A 20,973-nucleotide genomic window follows, 5' to 3' on the forward strand; every position below is an offset into this window, starting at 1 on the left:
CCCCCAGGACCGGCCAGCAATGGCCGGTCATGTCCTGCACACTACGGAGCACTCTTTAGTGGAATTCCAGTTTCAATTCGACTGGCAAGCAGCCATTGACGCTATTCCCTTTCTGTTGAAAGGGTTGCCTTACACCCTGATGATCTCATTCGGCGGCCTGGTTATCGGTTTCCTGCTGGGTATTATATTTGGCCTGCTTAGCATCAACCGGCGCTGGTATCTGCGCTGGCCTGCCACCGCCTATATCGAAATCTTTCGCGGCACCCCGATTCTGGTGCAAGTGCTGTTTATCTTTTACGGTTTGCCCGACCTGGTGGGCTCGCCCATCGACCCCGTGACTGCGGCCATTGCCGCCATCGCCTTCAACTCCGGTGCCTATATTTCCGAAGTTGTGCGTGGTGGGGTTCAGTCTATTGCCAAGGGACAACGTGAAGCCGGCCTGTCACTGGGCCTATCTCTGACCCAGACCTTCCGCTACATCATCTGGCCGCAGGCTTTCCGACGCATGATTCCGCCGCTGGGCAACCAGGCGATTGTCAGTATCAAGGATACTTCGCTGTTCTCAGTCATCGGCGTAGGCGAGCTGGTACGCCAGGGGCAGGTCTATATCGCCAATACCTTCACCGCCTTTGAAGTGTATTTTGCGGTGGCCATCCTTTACCTGATCATCACCCTGTCACTTTCCTTCCTGCTGCGCATGTTCGAGCGCCGCGGAGCAGCAGCAGTCTGAGGATCGGAAATCATGTCGTATATTGTTGAAATCAATCAACTGAACAAATATTTCGGCCAGCACCACGTACTCAAGGACATCGACCTGCAGGTCGAAACCGGTGAGGTGGTGGTTATTATCGGTGCCAGTGGCTCAGGCAAATCGACCCTGATTCGCTGTATCAATGGCCTGGAAGAATACAATTCCGGCCAGCTGGTCGTGGATGAGCGTTCGCTGGCCCCACACGGGGGTAACCAGAAAGCCCTGAACAGTATCCGCAAGGAAGTGGGCATGGTGTTCCAGCAGTTTAACCTGTTCCCACACCTGAGCGTACGCCGCAACATCATGTTGGCGCCCATGAAGGTGCGTAACTCCAACAAGGATGACGCCACGGATACGGCTGACCGGCTGCTTGACCGTGTCGGCATCGGCAACCAGGCCGACAAGTTCCCTGGCCAGTTGTCCGGTGGTCAGCAGCAGCGTGTTGCGATTGCACGTGCGCTGGCAATGGAACCTCGCCTGATGTTGTTTGATGAACCCACATCAGCGCTGGACCCGGAAATGGTCGGCGAGGTGCTGGACGTCATGCGTGAACTGGCGCGTGAAGGGATGACCATGATGGTCGTGACCCACGAGATGGGCTTCGCCCGCGAAGTGGCCGATCGTGTTATTTATATCCACGAAGGCCGCATCGTCGAGCAGGGCCCGCCGGATCAGGTGTTCGACAACCCGCAGAACGAACGCACCCAGGCATTCCTGTCCCGCGTGCTGTCACACTGAAAAAAGAGCCCGGCCGTTTCAAGGCCGGGCTCTTTTTCCACTTCGGGCGCTCGCCATTCTGCGCATTTCCAGAACCTTACGCGATGCCAGGTCATGTGCAACTCTGACCGGCAAGTCAGTTATCCGTCGCCCCAATCCCCATGCAGCACCATCTGCTACACGCTGGCGTTTGGCATGGTTGGTTCTGCGGTCGAAAATTGAACGTCTCCGCTCCTTTCCCTGGTATCGCCCAAAGAGATAACGTTTCCACCACTCCTCAGCATCCTGGAACGTTGCAAATCGAGGGCTCACCAGCCCACCGGACTGATCCGACCAATAAAAGCAGATCCGGTCATCAATATAATCTTTTAGCAATTGCATAGGGATCACCGCTCGTTAAAACAGCCGATGCCGACAACCCGGCCGTTTAACGCTTAGCTACATAACGTACGACATCCCTTTCAAGACTTTGTTGCTTAATTATTGACCAGAATACGCCAGAAAACAGGCACCGGTTCATAATGGGGCCTGCGTGATATGGATGGGCTAGCGCTTGCGCCACAGCGGACGCAGCAGCAGGTAGGCGTACAGAGCCGCTCCGATGCCAACCGCCATCAGCGCCAGCCAATCGGTTGTCGTGACCACATAAGCCAGTTGAGAGCCAGTCAGCACGGGAGCCGCCAGTGCTGCAGCAAGCCCCAGCGCACCTGATACCGGCCAGATCATGGCAGACTGGGGGCCACGTTTTTTCCGTCCCAGTACAAGGCTGACCAGCAACAACAGGATCGCAAGCCCAAGTAGCCAGAGGTAGGGTTTAAGGGTGTACAGCATCACCACAAGAATCTGTTGAATCGACATGTTGACCTCCTCAGACCCGGCCATTGAGCATGGCGTAGTACGCCGGCTGCAGCATTTTTTCCTTCATCACCCATACGGCCCAGGACTCTTCCGTCGGACTGATAAAGGGGAACGAAGGCATAAGCTCACCGCCATATCCGAACTCGGCCAACATGGCACGGCCAATACTGGTGATTAACGGGCAGGAGGTATAGCCGTTGTAGCGGGCCTTGAGAGGTTGATCCGCCAGATAGGCCAGTATGTTTTCTTCCACCACCGGCGCCTGCTTTTTGACGCTGGCGGCCGTCTTGCCAAAGGGCGTCCCGGCTACATCGCCAATGCCAAAAATATTGGGGTAGCGGCGGTGCTGCAGGCTGTACTGATCAACCTCCATCCACTGCTGCGCCATACTGCCTTCCTGCCAGGCCAGCTCACTGTGACGAACCACATCCGGCGCGCTCATGGGCGGTACGACATGGATGAAGTCGTACGACTCCTGGTCCGTTTCACCGCTGGCATGACTGAACAGTGCCGTACGTGCTCCCGGATCAATGGCCACCAGACGGCGCTGGCCGTAAAGCCCGACCTGCTGCTCACGCCAGCGGTTGAGAACAAAGTCGTTGTACACGGGAACGGAAAACACCTTTTCCTTGAATGGCGTGAAGAAGTCCACCTGAAAGCGCTCACGCTGCCCGCTATCTTCCAGCCGGCTCAGGGTGGTGAATGTCATTTTCAGGGGCGCACCGGCACACTTGATGGGCGTATGTGGAAGGGTAAACAGTGCTCGCCCTTCGCCGCGATCAATCAACGCCTGAATCGCATTATTGGTCGCACGCGCCGCCTCGGGGCCTGCATACACACTGCCGATTCCCTGCTGACCAATCAACTCTGGTGACATGCCTTCTATGTCTGTGTAGTTCAGCTGACACCCCGTGGCGACTACCAGAAGGTCATACGACAGCGTTTGCTGATTGGTCAATGTGACCTTGTTGTTGTCAGGGTTGAATGAAGCGGCATCTGATTCTATCCAGCTCACATTTTTCGGGACCCACTCCTGTGTCGAAGTGAGCACACGCTCCATCTGCCACAAGCCAGATGCAATTAAGGTAAAACCGGGCTGGTAGTAATGCTGCTGACGTGCGCCCACCAGGGTAATGCGGGCACCCTCCAGTGAACGCTGCAGACGGCTGGCAATATCCAGCCCTGCTGCACCGGCACCGATAATGACAATATGTGCATTGCTGGACTGACGCGCCAACAGATCTGAAGCAGGAACAGCAGACAGGATACCGGCTGCAGCTCCGAATTTAAGTAAGCGGCGCCTTTGGGAATCGTGCCCACCTTTGGGGTTGTGCATGGCACACCTCCGAGAACAAACATTAGAGTTATTTAATATAATAACTCAAGGTCATTCCTCCGGAGGTGTGACAAATGGTCACATCGCTTCGCTGACATCCAGTCGCTGGCTGATACATTGCAGCGCAGTGAATGCAGCCGAGGTGCGGTTGTCGACCTGCATTTTGCGAAACACCTGCTCCAGGTGCTTATTGATGGTTCTTGGACTCAGCCCCAGAATCTGGGCTATTTCCTTATTGGTTTTACCGTGCACAATCCACAACAGTACTTCGGCCTCGCGCTCGGTCAGGCCGAAACTGTGCACCAGCTTGGTACTGTCATCCGGCTGGCGGGGGTCATCCACCTTGAGCAGACAGCGGCCGCTCTCATCCTGATCAATCAGATGACACCTGACCTGGTCGTCATTGACCTGAACCATTACGGGCTCATCACCAGGCGCTCGCCCCTGCAAAGATGCCTGCAAACGCGTACCCAGTTGCTCGACCTGATCTCCAAAGATGCGATAGATCTGCGGTGTGGCCCACTCAACTTCACCACTACTGGCGATACACAGGGTCATCAGGCCCTGCCCGTCCATCACCTGGTGGGCGTGGGCGGCACGCTTGGCGTTGCCCAGATGAGAGCGCATCCTCACCAGTAATTCCTCATGACGAATCGGCTTGGTGATGTAATCCACGCCACCGGCATCGAACCCTTTGACGATGTCTTCGGTGTCACTGAGACCGGTCATGAAGATCACCGGTATATTCATCAGCTCCGGTGAAGCCTTCAGTTGTTCACAGGCTTCGAAACCGGACATGCCGGGCATCATGGCGTCCATCAGAATCATATCCGGTGTGATTTGAGCACTGATACTCAGGGCCTGCTCACCACCCAACGCAATGAAAACCTGAAAGCCATTCAGGGTCAGCATCTCGTTGAGCATGCTGATCACTTCAGGAGAGTCATCTACAACCAGAACTTTGGCACTCATCGCATCAACCATTATTTCCTGCGTACGCCTGCAAACGCTCAAGTACGCCATTGAAATTGAAGTTGCCGACCAGCGCCTGCAATTGCGCCTGCTCATCGGTCGAGATACCTGCCTCGGCCGACAACCGGTCAACTTCATGTTTGATCCCTTCCAAAAACCCTTGATCGACGAACTGCTGCAAACGCGTCGTATCAAGTGCTGGCCGGTCCATGGCTGTTTCGCTGACTCCGGAAACGACTCCAGAGCTCTGTCGTGTTTTCCACTGTAATCGCAGCAGGCTGCCCACTTGCTCCAGCAGCTCTGCAACCCGTACCGGCTTGACCAGATAATGATCAAAGCGATGCTGTTCCGTGCTTTGCGCCCATTCGGTAGCGTCCGCCGACAGCATCACCACCGGCACCTGATAATTGCGATCTCGCAGTGCATCAAGCAGGGTCCAGCCGTTCATACCCGGCATGGAGACATCCAGTACAAACAGATCGGGAAGGTCCTGCTGGCAGAGTTCCAGGCAGCTGTGTCCATCCGGCACCGCGATAACGTTGAAACCGACCGGGTGCAGAATGTCACGAATCAGATCGCGGTGGGTCGGATCATCATCCACCACCATGATAGTGCGCCGGCGCCCCTCATAACCGCCCTGCCAGATATCATTGACCGGTATCGGTGTTGGCCGGCTCAGGCTAGACATCATCAGCATCAGTTTGAAGCGGGTACCCTTGCCCGGCACGCTTTCATACTGCAGATCGCCGCCCATAATGTCGGTCAGCAGACGTGTGATCGTCAGCCCCAGCCCGGTGCCCGGCCGCCCCTGAGTAACACGTTCAAAGGGCTTAAAAATCCGTTCCAGATCATCTTCGGCAATGCCTATGCCGGTATCGCTGATAACAAACTCCGCCACTTCGTTGCGGTAGGTCAGGCTCAGGGAAACACCTCCATGGTCAGTGAACTTGATGGCATTGGAGAGCAGGTTGATCAGAATCTGGCGCAGCCGTTTTTCATCCGTGGCGACAAACTCCGGTATACGTTGTTGGCGGGTGTAATCGAAGGAAATGCCCTTGGCTTCTGCCTGCAGCCGGAACATGTACACCAGCTGTTCCATAAAGCTGACCAACCCGACCTCATTGCGGTTCAACTCCAGCCGGCCGGCCTCAATACGGGATATATCCAGCAGTTCTTCAATCAGGTTGGCCAGGTGCTCACTGCTGCGTTTGATCACATTGATGGCGGGGCGGCGCTGAGTTGGAATGTCAGCCGCCACATCCAGCAGCTGGGCATAACCAAGGACCGCATTCAGCGGCGTGCGCAGCTCATGGCTGATGCCGGTCAGATAGCGGCTTTTCGCCAGGCTGGCCGCTTCCGCCAGCTCCTTGGCTTCCTGCAACTCTCGGTCGGTCAGTTCGTGCGCCTGAATCTCGGCCATTAAACGTTCAGTCTGCTGCTGGCTCTCGTTTTGCGCCATCACACGGCTCTCATAGGCAAGCAGAAACAGCCAGGCCGCAACGCCAATCACGATCTGCAGCAGGAAAAAGACTTTCCAGAGGACCGTGCCGACCAGCTCGGCACTGCCCACGTCCGAGCCCACCATCTGGAAATAAATGAGTGCCAGAAATGCACCAACAATGATGTTGAACACCAGCATCAAGCCGAGAAAATACCCGGTTCGCGAGCTGGCTCCCTGCAACATGCCGGAGGGCAGCAAGACATGCAATAAGGCTGACAACTGGTCACTGAAACGGCTTTTATCTTTGCAGCCATCGTTACAGCGTGCATCCAGCGAGCAGCACAACGAACAGATATTGCTGCCATAGAGCGGGCAGTAGGTCATGTCATCCAGCTCGAAGCTGTGTTCACAAATGGAGCATTCAGAGTCGGAGGCGGCAATGGGATCGCGGGCAATGTAATAGCGGCTGCGTGTCAGCATCGCAATCAGTGGCGCCAGCAGCAGCGTCAGCCCCAGTGTTATAAAAGGCGCCCAGGCCTGCACCAGTGGATAGTCCTGATTCACCATGGCCAGCAGGCCGACCAGTGACGACAGGGTCATGGAGCCCACACCCACCGGGTTGATGTCATAAAGGTGCGCACGCTTGAACTCTATCCCCGGCGGGCTCAGCCCCAGCGGCTTGTTGATAACCAGGTCTGCCACCAGCGAACCCACCCAGGCCGCAACCAGAATGGCAAACACCCCGAGAATGCTGGCAAAAGCTTCGTAGATCCCCAGCTCCATGAGCAACCAGGCAATGATCACATTGAAGACGAGCCAGACCACTCGACCGGGATGCGTATGTGTCAGGCGGGAGAAGAAGTTGGACCAGGCCAGGGAGCCGGCATAGGCGTTGGTCAGGTTGATTTTCACCTGCGACAGGATAACAAACACCCCGGCCAGTAAAAGTGCCAGCTCCGCAGTCCCGGTCAAGTGACCAAAGGCGGTGAGGTACATCATATTGGGCTCGGAAGCATCTGCCAGGCTGCCGCCATTATTGAGCACAACCACTGCCAGAAAGGAGCCGGCCAGTATTTTCAGAGTACCCGGAATCACCCAGCCGGGGCCTCCCAGCATGACAGCACCCAGCCAGCGCATACGATTCTCCGGTGTCTGTTTGGGCATGAAGCGCAGGAAGTCCACCTGCTCACCGATCTGCGCCAGCAGTGACATGACAACCGTTGCCGCCGCTCCCAGCAGCACCCAATCAAGCCCGCCACTTTCTTGCAAGCTGCCTTTATAGGCAGTCCATTCCTCCACGTAGCTTTCACCACTGAACAGAATCACCAGGAACGGCAATAACTGGAGCGCAATCCACAGGGGCTGACTGAACATCTGGAAACGGCTGATAAAGGTGAAGCCGTAGGTCACCATGGGAATGACCACCACCGCACTGAGAAAGTACCCCAACGACAGGGGCACATCAAAAATCAGCTCCAGTGCCTTGGCCATAATGGCCGCTTCCAGCGCCAGAAATATAAAAGTAAAAGAGGCATAAATCAGCGATGTCAGCGTTGAGCCGATATAGCCGAATCCGGCCCCGCGGGTGAGCAGGTCGATATCAACCCCGTAGCGGGCAGCGTAATAACTGATGGGAGCGGCCGTGGCCACGATCAGCACGGCAACCAACAGTGTGGCTATCAGTGCATGCTCGAACCCGTAGCTGAGTGTGAGGGCTCCGCCGATGGCTTCCAGCGCCAGAAAGGAGATACCACCAAGCGCCGTATTGGCGACACGGGATAACGACCAGCGCCGCGCCTGCTTGGCAGTAAAACGCAGTGAATAGTCTTCCAGCGTCTGGTTGGCAACCCACTTGTTGTACTGGCGCCGGGTAGTGAATATTTGCTGACGAATGGTCATCGGTCATAGCCCCATACTGCAGTCTTGAGAGCGCCTGAAGACCAACTGCGCACCCTATCGGGGCATAGCCACTCAGATTCGGGCTGCCCTCGCCGTCTGGTACACAATCCTGCACTCCCTATGCAATTTATGTACCCCGATACTTACGCAGTTTTCCGCACTGCACCATGGGGTAAATGACGTATGCCCTTTGGAGCATTTTCCGAATGTTTTTTCGCCTGCCCTCTCCTGATACTGACATCCACCCTGAAGCTCAAATTCGAGTCAATAACCCAGGAGAACAACCATGCGAAAGAGTGACCGCGTTGCCAAGAAACACTCGCCCATGCGCCGTAGATTGATGAAGGGCCTGATGGCTCTGCCTGCCGCCGCCCTTTTGAGCAGCAGTATTCAGCTGGCGAACGCCGCCGAGGTGAACACCACGGGTCTGGCCGTGACCGAAGACACCGTCAAGGTCGGCGTTCTGCACTCCATCACCGGCACCATGGCCATAAGTGAGACCGGCTCAGTACAGGCTGAAAAGCTGGCGATCGACCAGATCAACGCCATGGGCGGTGTACTGGGTCGCAAGATCGAATACGTACAGGAAGATGGCGCCAGTGACTGGCCGACCTTCGCCGAAAAAGCCAAGAAGCTGCTGGTCAACGACAAGGTTGCGGCGGTCTTCGGCTGCTGGACCTCCGCCTCGCGTAAAGCGGTACTGCCAGTCTTCGAACAGTACAACGGCATGCTCTATTACCCCACTTTCTATGAAGGTCTGGAGCAGTCACCCAACGTGGTCTACACCGGCCAGGAAGCGACCCAGCAGATCCTCGCGGGTCTGGACTGGGTAACCAAGGAGAAAGGCGCCAAGAGCTTCTACCTGCTGGGGTCTGACTATATCTGGCCTCGTACCTCCAACAAGATTGCCCGCAAGCACATCGAAATGAAGGGCATGAAAGTGGTGGGCGAGGAGTACTACCCGCTGGGCCACACCCAGTTCAACTCCGTGATCAACAAGATCAAACTGAAAAAGCCGGATGTCGTATTTATCTCGGTTGTGGGTGGTTCCAACGTGGCCTTCTACAAGCAGCTGAAAGCCGCCGGTATCGACATGGGCAAGGAGAAGCCGTTGTTCCTGACCATCTCCGTTACCGAGGATGAAATTCTGGGTATCGGTGGCGAGAACATCGACGGCATCTACGCCTCCATGAAGTACTTCCAGAGCCTGCCAAACGACAACAACAAAGGGTTTGTTGATGCCTTCAAGGCCGCCTATGGCGACGACATCGTGATCGGTGACGTCACCCAGGCCGCCTACCTCGGCCCCTGGCTGTGGAAAGCTGCGGTTGAGAAAGCCGGTTCCTTCGACATTGACAAGGTCCGTGCCGCTACACCGGGTATCGAGCTGAATACGGCACCGGAAGGCTATGTGCGTGTGCATGAGAACCACCACCTCTGGTCCCGTACCCGTATCGGCCAGGCCCAGCCTGACGGCCAGTACAAGGTTGTCTTCGAAACCGACGACCTGATCGAGCCGGATCCCTTCCCGGCCGGTTACCAGTAAGTCCTGATGCGGGGCCCGGCAACGGGCCTCGCCCCTGATCCACGCGCTACCTTCCCTGAATAGCTAGAGGGCTGTCATCATGTTTGCTGATTACACCTCTTCCGAGTTGTTGGCCATCTTCGCCATGCAAGGATTCGCAGGATTGAGCCTGTTCTCGATCTTCGTCCTGATGGCACTCGGCCTGGCCATCATCTTCGGACAGATGGGCGTGATTAACATGGCGCACGGCGAGTTCATGATACTCGGTGCCTACATGACCTATATTACGTCCCACATTTTTGCCGACTACCTGCCCAGCCTGTACGGCTCCTATTTTATCTTCGCCATGGTGTTTGCCTTCATCGCCGCCGGTGCCCTCGGGGCGCTTGTGGAATGGGCATTAATACGGCGTCTCTACCACCGTCCTTTGGATACCCTGCTGGCAACCTGGGGCCTGAGCCTCATCCTGCAGCAGTGCTACCGCTCCATCTTTGGCGCCCGTGAAGTGGGTGTAACCCTGCCGGATTGGCTGATGGGGTCCGTGCCCATGTCCGATATGGTGGATATCCCGATCAACGGCCTGTTCGTGATGGTACTTACGCTGGCGATTGCCGCAGCCGTTTACTACCTGATGTACCGCTCCAACTGGGGTGGCCAGGTGCGTGCGGTGGTACAAAACCGCCCAATGGCCGGTGCCGTGGGCATCAACACCGAGAAGGTGGACCGCATGACCTTCGCCCTTGGCTGCGGCATTGCCGGTGTTGCCGGCAGCGCTTTCACCATGATCGGCTCCACCGGCCCGACCTCCGGTCAGCTGTATATCGTCGACACCTTCCTGGTGGTCGTATTTGGCGGCGCATCCAGCCTGCTGGGCACCATCGCCTCCGCGTTCACCATCTCCCAGGCACAGTCCACCATGGAATTCTTCCTCAGCGGCTCAATGGCGAAAGTCCTCACGCTGCTGGTGGTCGTCGGCATCCTGATGCTGCGTCCGCAGGGTCTGTTTGCTCTGAAGATCCGTCGCTAAGGAGACGCTCATGTTTGCATCCAATCATTTCTTCAAGCGTCGGGATCTGATCAACTACGGCCTGCTGGCTATCCTGCTGGTCGTCATCCTGCCGCTAAGCATGGATATCTTCCGCCTCAATCTGGTCGGCAAGTATCTCAGCTACGCCTTCGTCGCCATGGGCCTGGTCCTGTGCTGGGGCTACGGCGGTATTCTCAGCCTCGGACAGGGGGTGTTCTTTGGCCTGGGCGGCTACGCCATGGCCATGTTCCTGAAGCTTGAGTCTTCGTCACCTGAAGCCACGGCGATTCAGTCCACCCCGGGTATCCCCGACTTCATGGACTGGAACCAGCTCACTGCCCTGCCCTGGTTCTGGGAGCCGTTCCACTCTCTCACCTTTACCATTCTGGCGATCCTGTTTGTGGCACCGCTGTTTGCCTATCTGATCGGGGTAGCCATGTTCAAACGCCGCGTGGGTGGCGTCTACTTCGCCATTATCACTCAGGCGGTGGCCGCCATCCTGACCATTCTGATCATCGGTCAGCAGGGCTACACCGGTGGCGTGAACGGCATCACCGATCTGCGTACCCTGCTGGGCTGGGATATCCGCACCGACGAAGCCAAATACGTTCTCTACTTCGTCTGCGTCGCCGTGCTCTTTGCCTGCCTGCTGCTGTCGCACTTTGTGCTCAAGAGCAAGCTGGGTCGACTGCTGGTGGCGATTCGTGATCGCGAAGACCGCGTCCGCTTCTCCGGCTACGACGTGTCCAACTTCAAGATCTTCGTGTTCTGCTTCGCCGCCATGCTTTCCGCTATCGGCGGTGCCATGTTCACCCTGCAGGTGGGCTTCATGTCACCCACACTGGTCGGCATCGTACCTTCCATCGAAATGGTGATCTTCTGTGCCCTCGGCGGACGCCTGTCGATTATCGGTGCGGTCTACGGCGCCCTGATCGTCAACGCTGCCAAAACCACCATGTCCGAAGCCTTCCCGGAACTCTGGCTATTCGCTATGGGTGCCCTGTTTATCGGTGTGGTTCTGGCCTTCCCCAACGGCCTGGCCGGCCTGGTGGAAAGCCTGAAAGACCGCCTGCTGGCGTCCCGCAAGTCGGAAGCCCCGGCACCGCTGCCAACGCCCCAACCGGAGCAGGATGACGTGGACAGTCTCGACACCAACACCCGTGCGGTTAGCCAGTCATAAGGAGCCCATCATGTCTCAGCAGGATTTTGTACTCGCAGTGGAAGGCCTGACCGTTTCCTTTGATGGCTTCAAGGCGGTGAACGACCTGTCCTTCTACGTCGACGAAGGTGAAATCCGCGTGATTATCGGCCCCAACGGGGCCGGTAAGACCACGGTACTCGACCTGATCTGCGGTCGCACCAAAACCACGGAAGGCTCCATCAAGTTCCGCAACAAGGAACTGACCAAAATGAAGGAGCACCAGATCGTTCACGCCGGTGTCGGCCGCAAGTTCCAGAACCCGTCGATCTATGAAGACCTGACCGTGTTCGAAAACCTGGAGCTGTCCTTCCCCCGCGGACACGGTGTGTTCGGCGCCCTCGCCTTCCGCCGTGATGCGGAGGTGATGGCCAAGGTGCAGGAGATCGCCGAAATCATCTTCCTCGATGACCAGCTGGACCAGCGCGCCGATCTGCTCAGTCACGGCCAGAAACAATGGCTTGAGATCGGCATGCTGCTGATCCAGGACCCTGCCTTGCTGATGCTGGACGAGCCTGTCGCCGGCATGTCCGTGGCCGAACGCAAGAAAACCGCCGAGCTGCTCAATCGCATCACCCAGGACCGCTCGGTACTGGTGATCGAGCACGACATGCAGTTCGTCGAGGATATTGCCCACCGCGTCACCGTACTGCATCAGGGCAAGATGCTGTCCGAAGGTACGCTGGAGCACGTCAAAAACGACCCCAAAGTGGTTGAAGTCTATCTGGGCCATTAAGGAGACAGCCATGCTCAATGTATCCGAGTACAACGTGGCCTACGGCCAGAGCCGTGTCATCAACGACATGGATCTGAACCTGGGCGACAACGAAATCGTGGCCATTCTGGGCCGCAACGGCATGGGCAAAACCACGCTGATGAAATCCCTGATCGGCATGATTCCCTCCAGCGGCGGGTCGGCCCAGCTCAACGACACCGAACTGGCCGGCCTGAAAAGCCATCAGCGCGTGGCGGCTGGCGTCGGCTTTGTGCCTCAGGGCCGCATGATTTTCTCCACCATGACAGTGGAAGAGAACATCCGCACCGGCCTGACCAGCACCGGTTCCAGCACCATTCCAGAGCACCTCTACACGCTGTTTCCGGTGCTGGAGGAGATGAAGCATCGACGCGGCGGCAACCTGTCCGGTGGTCAGCAACAGCAGCTGGCCATCGCCCGCGCCCTGGCCAGCAATCCCAAGCTGTTGCTGCTGGATGAGCCCACCGAAGGTATCCAGCCTTCCATCATCCGCGAGATGGCACGCACCCTGCGCAAAATCCGTGATGAGCATGGCCTGTCGATCCTGGTGTCGGAGCAGGTGCTCAGCTTCGCGCTGGATGTGGCCGACCGCATTCTGGTGATCGAGAAAGGCAACATCGTCCATGACGTCCCGGTGGCCGAGGCCGACGAAGCCACCATCACCCGTTATCTGTCTGTTTGATCAAAGAGGAGAAACACCATGCGACACGGTGATATTTCCAGCAGTGATGACACGGTCGGCGTTGCCGTCGTGAACTACAAGATGCCTCGCCTGCACACCAAGGGCGAAGTACTCGATAACGCACGCAAAATCGCCGACATGATTCAGGGGATCAAACAGGGCCTGCCCGGCATGGATCTGATCATCTTCCCCGAGTACAGCACCATGGGGATCATGTACGACCACGACGAAATGATGGCAACCGCCACAACCATTCCCGGTGATGAAACCGCCATCTTTTCTGAAGCCTGCCGCCAGGCCGACACCTGGGGTGTGTTCTCCCTCACCGGCGAGCGGCACGAAGAACATCCGGCCAAGGCGCCCTACAACACTCTGGTGCTGATCAACAACCAGGGCGAGATTGTGCAGAAGTACCGCAAGTGCCTGCCCTGGTGCCCCATTGAAGGCTGGTACCCCGGTGATCGCACCTACGTCAGCGAAGGCCCCAAGGGTATGAAGCTGAGCCTGATCATCTGCGATGACGGCAACTATCCCGAGATCTGGCGCGACTGCGCCATGCGAGGCGCCGAGTTGATTGTGCGCTGCCAGGGCTACATGTACCCGGCCAAGGAACAGCAGGTGATGATGTCCAAGTCCATGGCCTGGGCCAACAACACCTATGTTGCCGTTGCCAATGCAGCCGGTTTTGATGGCGTCTACTCCTACTTCGGCCACTCCGCCATTGTCGGCTTCGATGGCCGCACCCTGGGTGAATGCGGCGAAGAAGAGATGGGCGTGCAGTATGCCCAGCTGTCACTGAGCCAGATCCGCGATGCACGCAAAAATGACCAATCCCAAAATCACCTGTTCAAACTGCTACATCGTGGCTACGCTGGTATTCATGCCTCCGGGGATGGTGACAAGGGCGTAGCCGATTGCCCGTTCGAATTTTACCGAAGTTGGGTAATGGACGCGGAGCGTACCCAAGCCCAGGTGGAAGCCATGACAAGGGACACCATTGGTGTTGCCGAGTGTCCGGTGGGTGATCTGCCGGTGGCTGAGCGCGAATGGGAGGCAGGCTAAGGCCTGCTTGCAAGGAGAGTCCCATGCCTTTCATCAATGATCTGCTCGAACAAAACCGCAACCACAGCCGTGTTACCGGGCCAGCTGCGGGCGCGGTTCATACCCCTGCTCTGCAATCCCGCTTCCGCTTTGATCCTGACGCCATTACGGATCTGCTGAAACAGCGCCTGGCAGGCCAACGTGAGATCATTGAAGCCCTCGGCGCTCAACTGCGCATTGTTAAAGCCGATCTGTGCGACCCCGACCGCCCGCTGTATGTGACACTGTTTATTGGTGACACCGGCGTGGGCAAGACCGAGATCGTACGCCTGCTGGCCCAGGCCATTCACGGCACCGCCGACAGTTTCTGTCGCCTGGATATGAACACCTTGTCACAAAGCCATTACAGCGCTGCCGTCACCGGCGCGCCTCCGGGCTATGTGGGCAGCAAGGAAGGCACCACGCTATTTAATGAGGACCTGATCAAGGGCAGCTTTGATCGCCCCGGCATTGTGCTCTTCGACGAGATTGAGAAAGCCAGCAACGATGTGGCACGCGCACTGATGAACGTGCTGGATACTGGCAAGCTGAAACTGGCGTCCGGCAACCGGGAACTGGATTTCAGTAACTGCCTGATCTTCATGACCAGCAACGTCGGTTCAAAAGCCTGGATGGCCGCTCAGCGCCGAACCCGGGGCCATTGGCACCACCGCCTCCTGAGCCGTCTGCGCCCGCCAGGACACTCACGCTCGGCCCTGATCGAAAATGCTCTGCATGAGCGCTTCGACCCCGAATTTCTCAACCGTATCGACCGCATCGAACTGTTCGAATCGCTCTCCGGCGAGCACCTGGAAACCATCGTGCAACTGGAGCTGGAACGCACTAACCGCTTACTCAAACGCAAAGGCATCGAAGTGCAGCTGGCCGCAGGCGCCATCAGCTTGCTGTGCGAACTGGGCTTCGATGCCGAATTCGGCGCCCGCGCCATTCGCCGCAATTTCCGCCAACGGGTGATGCAGCCCCTGGCCGATTGCCTGCTGAATTTGCCGGCTTCCATACCGGCGACAACGAGCACGCCCCCTCTGACCATTCTGCGCGGCAATGCCGTCGATGGTCAGATCTTGTTCAAACGGGTTCCTGACGAACCCACTTCTCATACTTTACCCAAAGATCGCAGCCCTCAGGGGACTGCACAGGAGATGTAGCCATGACCGATACCATCATCAAAATCGATCTGAACAAGTCCGCCTATGAACATGACAATGTGCATAACCGCTGGCACCCGGATATTCCGATGGTTGCCAAGGTCAAACCCGGTGATGACTTCATTATCGAGTGTTTCGACTGGACCGGCGGACAGATCGAGAACAATGACGATGCCTCCGATGTACGCGACGTTGACCTGACCCAGGTGCACTTCCTGTCCGGTCCTGTAGCAGTGGAAGGCGCCGAACCGGGCGACCTGCTGGAAGTGGATATTCTCGATATCGGCACCTTCGCCGACCAGCAGTGGGGCTTTAACGGCTTCTTCTCCAAGAAGAACGGCGGCGGCTTCCTCACCGATGAATTCCCGAACGCACAGAAATCGATCTGGGACTTCAACGGCATGTTCACCAAATCCCGCCACGTACCGGGCGTTGAGTTCGCCGGTATACTGCACCCGGGCCTGATCGGCTGCCTGCCCTCCGAGGACATGCTCAACCAGTGGAACAGCCGTGAGAAAGAGCTGTTCGACACCGACCCCGAGCGCGAACCGGCGCTGGCCTGCCTGCCGTATGGCGAAACCGCCCACATGGGCCGCATGAAAGGCGATGATCGTGACAAGGCTGCAGCCGAAGGTGCCCGTACCGTTCCGCCCCGTGAACACGGCGGTAACTGTGACATCAAGGACCTGACCCGTGGTGCCAAAGTGTACTTCCCGGTATATGTGGACGGTGCCGGCCTGTCAGTAGGCGACCTGCACTTCAGCCAGGGTGACGGTGAGATCACCTTCTGTGGCGCAATCGAGATGGCGGGCTGGATTCACCTGCGTGTAAACCTGATCAAGGGCGGCATGGAAAAATATGCCATCAAGAACCCGATCTTCAAACCCAGCCCGATGGTACCCAAGTACGACGATTACATGATCTTCGAGGGTATCTCTGTCGACGACAGCGGCAAGCAGCACTATCTGGATACAAGCCTGGCCTACAAGCAGGCCTGTCTGAATGCCATCAACTACCTGGAGAAATTCGGCTACTCACCGGCACAGGGCTACGCCATCCTGGGTTGTGCGCCGGTGCAGGGTCATATCAGTGGTGTGGTGGATATTCCAAACGCCTGCGCCACCCTGTGGCTGCCCACGGATATCTTTGACTTCGACGTTAAACCCAACGCCGATGGACCGAAGAAAATGCTCGATGGCAGCGTCGATATCCCGCTTGCACCTGACCTGAAGTAAGGAGACTGCTATGCCACTCTACGATTACAAATGCCCCGAGCATGGTGTTTTCTCCGAGCTGGCAACCATGGCAGAGCACGACAAGCCCTGCGCTTGTCCCACCTGCGGCACGCAAGCGCCGCGGGTGGTGGTGCTCCCGCCACAGATGTTGGCCATGCTGAAAGAAAAACGCGAAGCGATGGAACGTCACGAAAAGTCCAAGGAAGGGCCGGCAATTTTGACTGCCACGCAGTTCAGAGAACGGGAAGCCGAGAAGGAAGCCCGCGCCGCCCACGACCACAAGGGCTGTGGCTGTAATTCGAACAAGCGTAAAAGCAACCTGTTCTACACCGCCAACGGCGAGAAATTCTTTCCCTCCATGCGGCCCTGGATGATCAGTCACTGATCTGTGACTGTCGTGAAGGCACAAAAAAGGCCTGGTCCGCAAAGCGGGCCAGGCCTTTTCAGTTTCTATCCGCTTACTCGGAAGCCGCGATCAGGCTGGCGTTACCACCGGCAGCAGTAGTATCCACACAGAGGTGACGTTCGATCACAAAACGCTCCGGCAGAGTGTACTCGGTGATCACCGGCAGCAGCGCCCCCGTGCGAACGGCCAGCGCCTTGCGGTAGGCACGCAGCAGCTCTTCATCACCGGCGCTGGCGACGGCTTCAAAGCCGTCAACACTGCTCAGTGCTTCAGCCTGCAGCAGGCCATCAATGGCCACCACCGGCAGACCTGCCTGCATGGCAGCCGCCAACGCGGGCTCAACACCCGGTGCGATCACAACAACCTTGTTACCCTGAGACAGCGCCACCTTGGCCTGTTCCAGTGCAGAAGCCTTGTCTGGACCCAGGCAGAGCACCAGACCACGTGCGCAGTTGCTCAAACGGTTCAACTCACCGGTCGGGCCCGGCATGAACTCGGGCTCGGCATCCATCGGTGCCGGCACATCGTTAAACAGGCGCTGCAGTTCAGTAGCACGGGCTTCCGGCGCCAGTACTGCAACCGCTTCCAGCGTGTCCAGCGCGGTTACCAGCGAGCCGGCACTGATGGCGGCAGCGCTTGCGTCTGCAGACAGCTGAGGAGCCGCGGCTGTTTTGAAGCGACGCACGTAGTGCGGACCACCCGCTTTCGGGCCGGTGCCGGACAGGCCTTCGCCACCAAACGGCTGGGAGCCAACGATCGCACCGATCTGGTTACGGTTGACGTAGGCGTTACCCACTTTGATACGCTTGATGATGCGTTCAACGCGGTTATCCACACGGGTGTGCAGGCCGAACGTCAGACCAAAGCCCTTGGCATTGATCGCATCCACCACCTGATCCAGTTCGCTGGCTTCGAATGTCACCACATGCAGAACCGGGCCAAAGATCTCTTCGTCCAGTTCTTCAATGCCGTTCAGACGAATCACGGTCGGTGCCACAAAGGTACCTTCAGACGGAACGTCCAGTTTCTTCAGTACACGGCCCATGCTTTCAAACTTGTCACAGTGCGCCTGGATACCGGCCTGAGCATTCTTGTCGATAACCGGGCCCACATCGGTGGACAGCAACCAAGGGTTACCCACGCTCAGTTCATCCATGGCACCGAACAGCATTTCCAACAGGTGATCGGCGATATCCTTCTGCACATAGAGCACACGCAGTGCAGAACAGCGCTGACCGGCACTCTGGAAGGAGGACGCCAGCACATCACGTACCACCTGCTCCGGCAGTGCCGTGGAGTCCACGATCATGGCGTTCAGACCACCGGTTTCTGCCACCAGCGGCGCATTGGGGTCCAGGTTTTCCGCCATCACCTTGTTGATACGCTGAGCGGTTGCGGTGGAACCGGTGAAGCAGACACCGGCGATACGCGGATCAGAGGTCAGCGCAGCACCCACGATAGAGCCCTGGCCCGGCAGCAGCTGAACCGCTTCCTTGGGAATACCGGCTTCGTGCATCAGCTCGACAGCGCGTGTCGCCATCAGCGAGGTGGTTTCTGCCGGCTTGGCCAGTACGGTGTTACCGGCCGCCAGCGCAGCCAGAATCTGGCCGGTGAAGATTGCCAGCGGGAAGTTCCACGGCGAGATACAGGTGATCACACCACGGGCTTCACCTTCCTCGGCAATGCGCACACCTTCAGTGGCGTAGTAACGGGCAAAATCCACCGCCTCACGCACTTCTGCAATACCGTCCAGCAGTGTTTTACCGGCTTCACGAGTAGCCAGTGCAAACAACTCATGGGTGTTGGCTTCATACAGATCACCCACGCGGGCAATGCGCTCGGCGCGTTCTTCAGCAGACAGCGCAGACCAGGCGGTGAAGCCCTGCTGTGCAGCGGCAATGGCCTGATCAACATCAGCAACAGACGCCTGGGTTACCTGACCTACCAGATCGGTCGGATCAGCCGGGTTACGCACTTCCAGTACTTCGTTACCCAGCACTTCGCCCGCCAGTACCGGACCACCGGCCCAGGTCTGCTGACGGAAAGCACCGCGTGCCTGTTCCATAAACTCAACTTCTACCGGGTCGGTGATATCCCAGCCCCGTGAGTTGTCACGGTCTTCGCCGAAGATGCGCTCAGGACGCACAATCGCCTTGCTGGAAATTTCGGTACCGAAGGCCTCAACCTGATCAATCGGGTCTTCCGCGATCTGCTCCGGCGTGATGCGGGTATCCACAATCTGGTTAACGAAGGAGCTGTTGGCACCGTTTTCCAGCAGGCGGCGAACCAGGTAAGCCAGCAGGTCCTGGTGCGCACCCACCGGTGCATAGATACGGCAGCGGCCGTTGCCTTCTTCCATCACCGCTTCGTGCAGGGATTCACCCATGCCGTGCAGGCGCTGGAATTCGAAGCAGTCACGTCCCTTGGCCAGTTCCATGATGGCGGATACGGAGTGTGCGTTATGGGTCGCAAACTGCGGGTAGATGCGATCAGTCATGCCCAGCAGCTTCTCGGCGCAGACCAGGTAAGATACGTCACTGCAGGCTTTGCGGGTGAACACCGGGAAACCATTCAGGCCCATGACCTGGGCACGCTTGATCTCGGCATCCCAGTAGGCGCCTTTTACCAGACGTACCATGATGCGACGGTCCAGTTTCTGAGCCAGGGCGTAAAGCCAGTCCAGCACGTGTGCGGCACGCTTGCCGAACGCCTGAACAACCACGCCGAAACCATCCCAGCCGGCCAGTTCAGGGTCAGACAGAATCGCTTCGATCACATCCAGTGACAGGTCCAGACGATCCGCTTCTTCCGCGTCGATGTTGAAGCCCATGTTGGCGCGCTTGGCCTGCTTGGCCAGCTCCAGTGCTCGCGGCACCAGTTCGCTCATGACGCGGTCGCGCTGACCAAATTCATAGCGTGCATGCAGCGCCGACAGCTTCACGGAGATACCGGGGTTGTCACGGATATCCGCATGCTTGCAGTTGTCTGCCAGGGCGCTGATGGCGCTGGCGTAGTCACGCTTGTAACGCTCGGCATCGGCGTCGGTACGCGCCGCTTCGCCCAGCATGTCGTAAGAGTAGGTGTAGCCCTTGGCTTCGTACTTCTTGGCACGGGTCTGGGCTTCATCGATGGTACGGCCCAGTACGAACTGACGGCCCATCTCTTTCATTGCCTGGTGGGCAACGGTACGGATCATCGGCTCGCCCATACGCTTGGCCAGGCCACGCAGGGTTTCCATCAGGTTTTTCTGGTCAGACGGGCTGATCAGCTTGCCGGCGACCATCAAGCCCCAGGTGGTGGTGTTGATCAGGGAAGACTTGGCCTTGCCGCGGTGATCAGACCACTTGCCAGAGGCGATCTTGTCTTCGATCAGGTCATGGATGGTGATGTTATCGGGCACACGCAGCAGGGCTTCGGCCAGACACATCAGGGCCACGCCTTCTTTGGTGGTGAGGCCGTATTCCGCCAGGAATTTTTCCATCATGGTCGGCTTGGAGTTGTCACGCACCTTGCGTACCAGCTCCGCCGCGCGGGCAGAAATCGCCTGACGAACCTGTTTCGATAGCTCTGCAGAGGCGATCAGGCCACTAATAACCTGGTACTCATCGGCCAGATAGTGCTCTTGCACCGCCTGACGGCATGTGTCCAATGACAGGGATTCAGTTCGCTGTTGTTGGGCCATTTTATTCTCCTCTACAGTAAGCTTTTGGCTCATTCTACACAGCTACGCATTACCAATTTTCCTATATTAGCCCTGCATAACTGCGCCATAGATTCATAATCTATTCATTTTTTTTAAACATAGACTACGAATCAGAGATAAATAGAGATTTTGCCTAGAAGCCACCTTCAAGCGCCCATATAAAAAGCCCCGGCACGGGGCCGGGGAACGAAGGTCGGCACAGCGAACATTCGCTGTAACCAGG

16 protein-coding genes are annotated in these 20,973 nt (G+C 57.5%); 11 read left to right on the top strand and 5 right to left on the bottom strand.

Annotated elements, in window-relative coordinates; translation table 11 throughout:
* The first annotated feature begins 58 nt into the window (after positions 1-58).
* Entirely contained in the window at positions 59-730 is a 672-nt protein-coding gene (locus O3C79_RS16325) for an amino acid ABC transporter permease (RefSeq protein WP_029511104.1), read from the top strand.
* A 12-nt stretch (positions 731-742) separates the two neighbouring features.
* Positions 743-1,489: an amino acid ABC transporter ATP-binding protein gene (locus tag O3C79_RS16330; RefSeq protein ID WP_010323248.1), complete on the top strand. Its 747-nt coding sequence runs from the start codon at positions 743-745 to the stop codon at positions 1,487-1,489.
* Positions 1,490-2,014: 525 nt separating this feature from the next.
* Here O3C79_RS16330 and O3C79_RS16335 read toward each other — a convergent pair.
* The 4 genes from O3C79_RS16335 to O3C79_RS16350 all read right to left on the bottom strand — a co-directional run bounded on the left by O3C79_RS16335 (position 2,015) and on the right by O3C79_RS16350 (position 7,974).
* Entirely contained in the window at positions 2,015-2,326 is a 312-nt protein-coding gene (locus tag O3C79_RS16335; protein ID WP_494383957.1) for a hypothetical protein, read from the bottom strand.
* Between the two features lie 10 nt (positions 2,327-2,336).
* Entirely contained in the window at positions 2,337-3,662 is a 1,326-nt protein-coding gene (locus O3C79_RS16340) for an NAD(P)/FAD-dependent oxidoreductase (protein ID WP_494383958.1), read from the bottom strand.
* Positions 3,663-3,740: 78 nt separating this feature from the next.
* The gene (locus O3C79_RS16345) at positions 3,741-4,634 is read right to left on the bottom strand and encodes a response regulator (protein WP_158217769.1); all 894 of its coding nucleotides are present in this window, start codon (positions 4,632-4,634) and stop codon (positions 3,741-3,743) included.
* A 4-nt stretch (positions 4,635-4,638) separates the two neighbouring features.
* A complete protein-coding gene (locus O3C79_RS16350) occupies positions 4,639-7,974 on the bottom strand; it encodes an ATP-binding protein (protein ID WP_494383959.1) in 3,336 nt (1,111 codons plus the stop codon).
* A 286-nt stretch (positions 7,975-8,260) separates the two neighbouring features.
* On the opposite strand from O3C79_RS16350, the gene urtA reads away from it, so the two are divergent.
* From urtA to O3C79_RS16395, 9 genes are all read left to right on the top strand, one after another.
* Positions 8,261-9,520, top strand: a complete 1,260-nt coding sequence (gene urtA, locus O3C79_RS16355; RefSeq protein WP_494383960.1) for an urea ABC transporter substrate-binding protein — start codon at positions 8,261-8,263, stop codon at positions 9,518-9,520.
* A gap of 79 nt (positions 9,521-9,599) precedes the next feature.
* Positions 9,600-10,526 carry an urea ABC transporter permease subunit UrtB gene (urtB, locus tag O3C79_RS16360; protein WP_494383961.1) on the top strand — a complete coding sequence of 309 codons (927 nt, stop codon included), beginning with the start codon at positions 9,600-9,602 and terminating at the stop codon, positions 10,524-10,526.
* Positions 10,527-10,536: 10 nt separating this feature from the next.
* Positions 10,537-11,706, top strand: a complete 1,170-nt coding sequence (urtC, locus tag O3C79_RS16365; RefSeq protein ID WP_494383962.1) for an urea ABC transporter permease subunit UrtC — start codon at positions 10,537-10,539, stop codon at positions 11,704-11,706.
* Positions 11,707-11,716: 10 nt separating this feature from the next.
* On the top strand, positions 11,717-12,460 hold the full coding sequence (gene urtD, locus O3C79_RS16370) for an urea ABC transporter ATP-binding protein UrtD (protein ID WP_175611955.1): 744 nt from the start codon (positions 11,717-11,719) through the stop codon (positions 12,458-12,460).
* 10 nt (positions 12,461-12,470) lie between these two features.
* The gene (urtE, locus tag O3C79_RS16375; RefSeq protein ID WP_076460606.1) at positions 12,471-13,160 is read left to right on the top strand and encodes an urea ABC transporter ATP-binding subunit UrtE; all 690 of its coding nucleotides are present in this window, start codon (positions 12,471-12,473) and stop codon (positions 13,158-13,160) included.
* Between the two features lie 18 nt (positions 13,161-13,178).
* The gene (locus O3C79_RS16380; protein WP_494383963.1) at positions 13,179-14,222 is read left to right on the top strand and encodes an aliphatic amidase; all 1,044 of its coding nucleotides are present in this window, start codon (positions 13,179-13,181) and stop codon (positions 14,220-14,222) included.
* Between the two features lie 23 nt (positions 14,223-14,245).
* Positions 14,246-15,406: an AAA family ATPase gene (locus tag O3C79_RS16385; RefSeq protein ID WP_494383964.1), complete on the top strand. Its 1,161-nt coding sequence runs from the start codon at positions 14,246-14,248 to the stop codon at positions 15,404-15,406.
* A gap of 2 nt (positions 15,407-15,408) precedes the next feature.
* Positions 15,409-16,641, top strand: a complete 1,233-nt coding sequence (gene fmdA / locus O3C79_RS16390; RefSeq protein WP_010323235.1) for a formamidase — start codon at positions 15,409-15,411, stop codon at positions 16,639-16,641.
* Between the two features lie 10 nt (positions 16,642-16,651).
* Positions 16,652-17,026 (top strand): FmdB family zinc ribbon protein, encoded by a 375-nt coding sequence (locus O3C79_RS16395; protein ID WP_010323234.1) that lies wholly within the window; start codon positions 16,652-16,654, stop codon positions 17,024-17,026.
* Between the two features lie 73 nt (positions 17,027-17,099).
* Here O3C79_RS16395 and putA read toward each other — a convergent pair whose 3' ends face one another.
* A complete protein-coding gene (putA, locus tag O3C79_RS16400; RefSeq protein WP_494383965.1) occupies positions 17,100-20,729 on the bottom strand; it encodes a bifunctional proline dehydrogenase/L-glutamate gamma-semialdehyde dehydrogenase PutA in 3,630 nt (1,209 codons plus the stop codon).
* Between the last annotated feature and the right edge of the window lie 244 nt (positions 20,730-20,973).

It is taken from the genome of Marinobacterium sp. NO-S09, assembly GCF_059179545.1.

What these genes read in the sequence shown, in the direction of transcription:
- urtE (WP_076460606.1), top strand. Translation starts at nt 12,471, where the DNA reads ATGCTCAATGTATCCGAGTACAACGTGGCCTACGGCCAGAGCCGTGTC.
- O3C79_RS16385 (WP_494383964.1), top strand. Translation starts at nt 14,246, where the DNA reads ATGCCTTTCATCAATGATCTGCTCGAACAAAACCGCAACCACAGCCGT.
- urtC (WP_494383962.1), top strand. Translation starts at nt 10,537, where the DNA reads ATGTTTGCATCCAATCATTTCTTCAAGCGTCGGGATCTGATCAACTAC.
- putA (WP_494383965.1), bottom strand. Translation starts at nt 20,729, where the DNA reads ATGGCCCAACAACAGCGAACTGAATCCCTGTCATTGGACACATGCCGT.
- O3C79_RS16395 (WP_010323234.1), top strand. Translation starts at nt 16,652, where the DNA reads ATGCCACTCTACGATTACAAATGCCCCGAGCATGGTGTTTTCTCCGAG.
- O3C79_RS16330 (WP_010323248.1), top strand. Translation starts at nt 743, where the DNA reads ATGTCGTATATTGTTGAAATCAATCAACTGAACAAATATTTCGGCCAG.
- urtB (WP_494383961.1), top strand. Translation starts at nt 9,600, where the DNA reads ATGTTTGCTGATTACACCTCTTCCGAGTTGTTGGCCATCTTCGCCATG.
- O3C79_RS16380 (WP_494383963.1), top strand. Translation starts at nt 13,179, where the DNA reads ATGCGACACGGTGATATTTCCAGCAGTGATGACACGGTCGGCGTTGCC.
- urtD (WP_175611955.1), top strand. Translation starts at nt 11,717, where the DNA reads ATGTCTCAGCAGGATTTTGTACTCGCAGTGGAAGGCCTGACCGTTTCC.
- O3C79_RS16335 (WP_494383957.1), bottom strand. Translation starts at nt 2,326, where the DNA reads ATGTCGATTCAACAGATTCTTGTGGTGATGCTGTACACCCTTAAACCC.
- O3C79_RS16340 (WP_494383958.1), bottom strand. Translation starts at nt 3,662, where the DNA reads ATGCACAACCCCAAAGGTGGGCACGATTCCCAAAGGCGCCGCTTACTT.
- fmdA (WP_010323235.1), top strand. Translation starts at nt 15,409, where the DNA reads ATGACCGATACCATCATCAAAATCGATCTGAACAAGTCCGCCTATGAA.
- urtA (WP_494383960.1), top strand. Translation starts at nt 8,261, where the DNA reads ATGCGAAAGAGTGACCGCGTTGCCAAGAAACACTCGCCCATGCGCCGT.
- O3C79_RS16350 (WP_494383959.1), bottom strand. Translation starts at nt 7,974, where the DNA reads ATGACCATTCGTCAGCAAATATTCACTACCCGGCGCCAGTACAACAAG.
- O3C79_RS16345 (WP_158217769.1), bottom strand. Translation starts at nt 4,634, where the DNA reads ATGAGTGCCAAAGTTCTGGTTGTAGATGACTCTCCTGAAGTGATCAGC.